The sequence below is a fragment of the Candidatus Hydrogenedens sp. genome (assembly GCA_035361075.1).
In the GTDB taxonomy this organism is placed as follows: Bacteria; Hydrogenedentota; Hydrogenedentia; order Hydrogenedentales; family Hydrogenedentaceae; genus Hydrogenedens.
The window spans coordinates 1-4652 of record DAOSBX010000005.1; the positions used below are offsets into that span (position 1 = coordinate 1).

At 34.4% G+C, this 4652-nt stretch carries 4 protein-coding genes; all 4 read right to left on the reverse strand.

Features of this window, described 5'->3' with window-relative positions:
* A partial coding sequence (csm4, locus tag PLJ10_02320) for a type III-A CRISPR-associated RAMP protein Csm4 (GenBank protein ID HOK08477.1) occupies positions 1 to 1086 on the reverse strand: 1086 nt, incomplete at its 3' end.
* Positions 1087 to 1108: 22 nt separating this feature from the next.
* Complete coding sequence (gene csm3 / locus PLJ10_02325) at positions 1109 to 1921, reverse strand: type III-A CRISPR-associated RAMP protein Csm3 (protein HOK08478.1); 813 nt, start codon at positions 1919 to 1921, stop codon at positions 1109 to 1111.
* A 40-nt stretch (positions 1922 to 1961) separates the two neighbouring features.
* Positions 1962 to 2420 (reverse strand): type III-A CRISPR-associated protein Csm2, encoded by a 459-nt coding sequence (csm2, locus tag PLJ10_02330; protein ID HOK08479.1) that lies wholly within the window; start codon positions 2418 to 2420, stop codon positions 1962 to 1964.
* A gap of 16 nt (positions 2421 to 2436) precedes the next feature.
* The coding region (locus PLJ10_02335; protein ID HOK08480.1) for a hypothetical protein at positions 2437 to 4652 on the reverse strand (2216 nt) is incomplete at its 5' end.

Genomic DNA, 4652 nt, shown 5'->3' on the forward strand with positions numbered 1-4652 from the left:
AGGTAATTGAAAATAGATATTGAGTGCGAGTCCAGAACGCCAAATAGGATGAGGCTCTTCATTATAACTGATGTCAAGCACATCCCCTTTAGGCTTTCCATCTTTTGCGGGGAAAATACTCCCCTCAATACACATACGAATTGACATTTTAGGGTTATCTCCTCCTGCCAGGTCATGTATCCACCCTCCCCGAACAGTACATTCATAAGAGGCAATACCATTTAAAATACCATCATTAAATTCTTCCTTAGTGGGATGATAAAGGCTAAGTGTGGTTATAGTATTAAGGTCTAAATTTTCGTGCCCGCTTACAACTAAGATATCTTTATCTACTAATTGTTTCAGATTGTTGGATTGTAAGGGTATTATTTTTACTATAGAAAATTGCCCAAAACCAGAAGTGCGTTCTCCCCCGATTCCTAATTTGCCAAGAGCAGAAAGGACCTTTTCAAAGGATTCCAATTCTGTTTCTTCTAATTTAACAAGAAACCACAGTCCAACGCCTTCTTCAGTATTAATTTCATAATAATTCTGTGGATAGGGAGTTGCTTGATTTGTTACCCTATCTATTACCGTAGAGATCTTATAATTTTCCTTAACAATTTTTTGGGTGGGAAGCCCGCCTTCTTTTTTTATTTCATTTAATTCTGTATCCAAACACAAAGTAGTTCCTTTATTTCCATCTAAATAGGGATAATCTTCTTTTCCAGCGTCTTTGTAAACAAGAAGTTTTGCAAAGAGTCCTTCGGAGACATACTTAACCTTTTTCCATTTTTTTCGGTCTGATTTATCTGCTGTGTCAAGTTTTTTTTCTTCTTCTTTTTTTTCATCCTGACTATCATCTGTAGAAGGGACAAAAGGTTTTGGATATAAATATATAGAATTATAATATGGATAAATGGAAGAGAGAAGAAGGTTTTTTGCTCGGTCTTCTCTCAGCCAATAAGGGTCTATCGTAGATGAAACGCAAAGAAAAGCAGAATGCAGGACATCGGAATGAACTATAGCTGTGGACTTCCTCGCATGGCTGTTTATACCTTTGAAGAAGGGACTATTCGGTTTGAGTTTAACTCGGTAATAAGGCATGAGGATTTACTCCTTAGAAGATTTAGCGTTGGAAAGTATTTAACCACTGAGTGTATATCATATTCTGCTCTAAATTGGTATCTTCAGTTAAATTATTTAGTTTTACTTTTCTCGTAGCAAATTTAATTTGTCCATATCCACGAGAACCCATACCACCAAGATAATCGTTCTCAAGTAAATCCATACCTTCCTTAAGAGTATTTAACGAGGAAGAAAGCCATTCATCTTTCAAATCGGGGGGGTCGTATATATTTAGAACTATTTGATAGTTAAATTTAACTCCGGCAGGGACACGTTCTATTTTTCTTGGAGTTGCAGCAGAGGTAATTCTATCTATAACCACCTCGGTTTTGGCTTGTGTATACGGTAAGTCTACATACAAAGATTCTTCTAATTTTTTAGCAGAGTCATTTGTTAATGAACAATCGCGAACTATTAACCTTGTAGGTAATGAATAATCAATTAGATATGTATTTCCATCATTTTTTAATTTTTTTATTTCCTCATTTGTAGTTCCAAAAAGATGGAAAATAATACCTTTTTTAGGATTATTATAGGTCTCCAAAGAATCACATGTGAAGATTCTGCTATTAGCAACATCGCTTAATTTTCCTGGGCAATAAACTTTTTCAAGCAAGCATCTCATTTTTCCTTTTAAGGAACTACCGGGAATGTAAGGTTTTCCATCTGTTGCATTTCGGATTACAACAGTATCTACTCCGCCAATTGAAAGACCTGTTTCAGAACCTCCTATACGCAGTCCTGTGAGGAGTTCAATTTCTCCCGTAATAATTAACTGAGCAACTAATTTTGTTAGTTTGGTTGTTGTACTCATATTCATATCTCCTATTTATTTTATTTGTGTTTGTTTTTGTTTAATCTTTTCCACCTTTAGCTTTGTGATAAGCCAGAATAGCTTCAAAACCTTTACAAAATAGGCGAAACCGTACTAATTGTTTTTCTTTATCATTCTGAATCTCTTTATCCGTTACCACATCAATTGCTTTATCTGTAATCTCTTTTAATTTATCCACCTCTTTATTCCTTTTGGCAGTATAAGCAAGCATTGGTTTTAACATAAGTAATTGAGGTATGAATCTCTTTGGATCTTCAAAGTTTTCAATTTTCTTGATATGTCCAAATATTCGGCGTATCTGAGTTGTTGTCAAATGAACTTTATTTGCCAGGTAATCCCCGCAATTTTCAGCGTCTTTAATAAACTCTGGCGTAATCCCATCCCTTACCATTTTTGCAAAAAAATTAGGATTGGGTTCAGGGATTGGTGAGTGTTGATTTCTTTCTTGATTCCAACCACGGTTCCTGTCTTGATACATAGATACTCTCCTTATGTTATATGTTGTTTAATTTTTTGTTCTGTTTTTCTCGCGTTAAGAATTCGACCCAGCGCAGAATAGCACTGAGTTTATCTTCAATATTGTAAGTTGTATTTTTATGCTCAAGTAATTTATTTTGAATTTCTATAATAATTTCCGTTTGGTCATTAGAATCTTTTGTAGTGTATTTTCGGAGCCCGTAGACCAGTAACCATTTCCAGCGTTCGAGAATAACTTGTTTTTGAATTTCCTCTGTATTTAAACCTTTTGCTTTAAGTTTTTTCTTTTTTTCATTTTGTTTTTGATAGACATAGGTAATGTCAAAAAGCTTGTTTAATATTCCCTTGAAAGCCACATTATCTTTTTGTTTTTCGAACAAATTTAATAATTTTTCTTTAATATAAAAAACATCATCTTTTTCTTCATAGCCAATTTCGGTGTCGAAAATAACAAGTGTATCTTTCTCCTTATTATTGTGTTTGTAGGATTTTGCTTGATTTTCTGCATCTTCCGCCATTCTGGCACAAATTCGCACAGGAATAGAATGGTCAACAACAATAATTCCACCTGAGAAAGATAGGTTTCCATGAGTGTATCTATCAAAATCATCTCGAAGTTCGAAAGCAAAATCAATTACTTTATCCCATGCCCCAACAATGAATAGGTCGTCTCCCCCGCTGTAGACTATGCCGACTGTACCTTTATAACCCTCTTTTTCTGCAAGATGATTTACATATCCTTCAAAGAAATCAGATAGTGCGGAACTTAACATTGCGGAACGGGATAAAGTATTGTAATATCCCAATCCTCTATTAAAAACATTTCCGAGATTGTCCACATCCGCCCGAAAGATAGCTATTTTTTCAGGCCCTTTAGAGGCTTCAGCAAAATCCTCAAATTGTGCAGGGGCTAATGGTAGGTATCTGTCATCATCTTCTTTCTGTTTTCTATTATTACTATCAAGATTTTCTTTTAAAGAGGGCCAGTAATTAGCAAAAGGACGAAGTGAAATAGAAATTTTATCTAACTTGTCCTTCAATATTTCCGTTACTGTAGTAGAGATGTTAAATTTATCTAAAAAGGTAATTTCAGTTACATTGTCTAAATTCGTTTTTTCTTCCAATTTATTAAGTATCTTATAGTCATACCCTAAACTATTTATGAACTGCAAAGGGAGAGGATTTTTATCTATACTTTCTACTTTTGTTCGAACCATCCATATTGCGTTTCGAAGTGTCTTTGCAAAATCTTCTAATTGTTTGTCATCTTTTTGGGCGTCTTTATCTTTTTTCTGGTCTTCTTTAGTAGAAAGAAAATTTCCAAAATCTTCTAATTGTTGATCATCTTTTTGGGAGTCTTTATCTTCTTCCTGGTCTTCTCCAGTAATATATTTTGATATTGGATATTTTGTTTTATCCATTTTGCCAAAAATTTCATTGTAAAATTTATCGCAATCTTCCGATTCTTGTGAGAAAACCGAGTATCTTTGTTTCTTTCTTTTCCCGACTTCTTGAGTTACATTTCTCCACACAGAAGTGAACTCGCCAACACAGAAATGGGATAATTTCACCGGGGTTGTAGCAAGTAAAAGGTGTAGTTCACCTTTCATATATTCGAGCAATTTGACCGATATATCCTGATTAATTTTTTCTACTTCTTCCTTTACTCCTTTGGGAAGTAATAAAAAAAATCTCCCCCCACCGGAATAAATAATATTGCACGGAGGCAGGCTAAAGTGTTCGCAGATATAAGTTGCAATAAATTCACAAAGGAGTTGGAGGAGGAATGAACGGGCTTTGAGTTGTTTTGCAGCACCCTTAGAAGGGATAGAATAAATATATTCTTGGATACCGGATACATCTCCACACAGGAAGGTGAAAAGTTCAAGATCATCTTTCTCTATAAACTCTTCTACCTTTCCTTCAGATTCTTTTTTTTCATTGGCAAGTTCTTGTATCTTATTTGTATCTTTTACACCTCTTTTTCTCTCTTCATGTAGTTCTCTATCTATGGATCGTAGTTTATCCAAAAATACTCCCAATTCATCATTATATTTTTTCCATTTCGCCAAACAAGCATCAATATTCTTTTCATCAATACCCGAATTTTCATTCAGTAAACTATAAGTAAAACATGATGCAATTGCGGAAGTTATTCTTAAATGTTGATATAAACTGATATCCGGGAAAATTTTTTGTTTTTCTGTGGGTGTTGTGGAGGGAATTCTGCTTG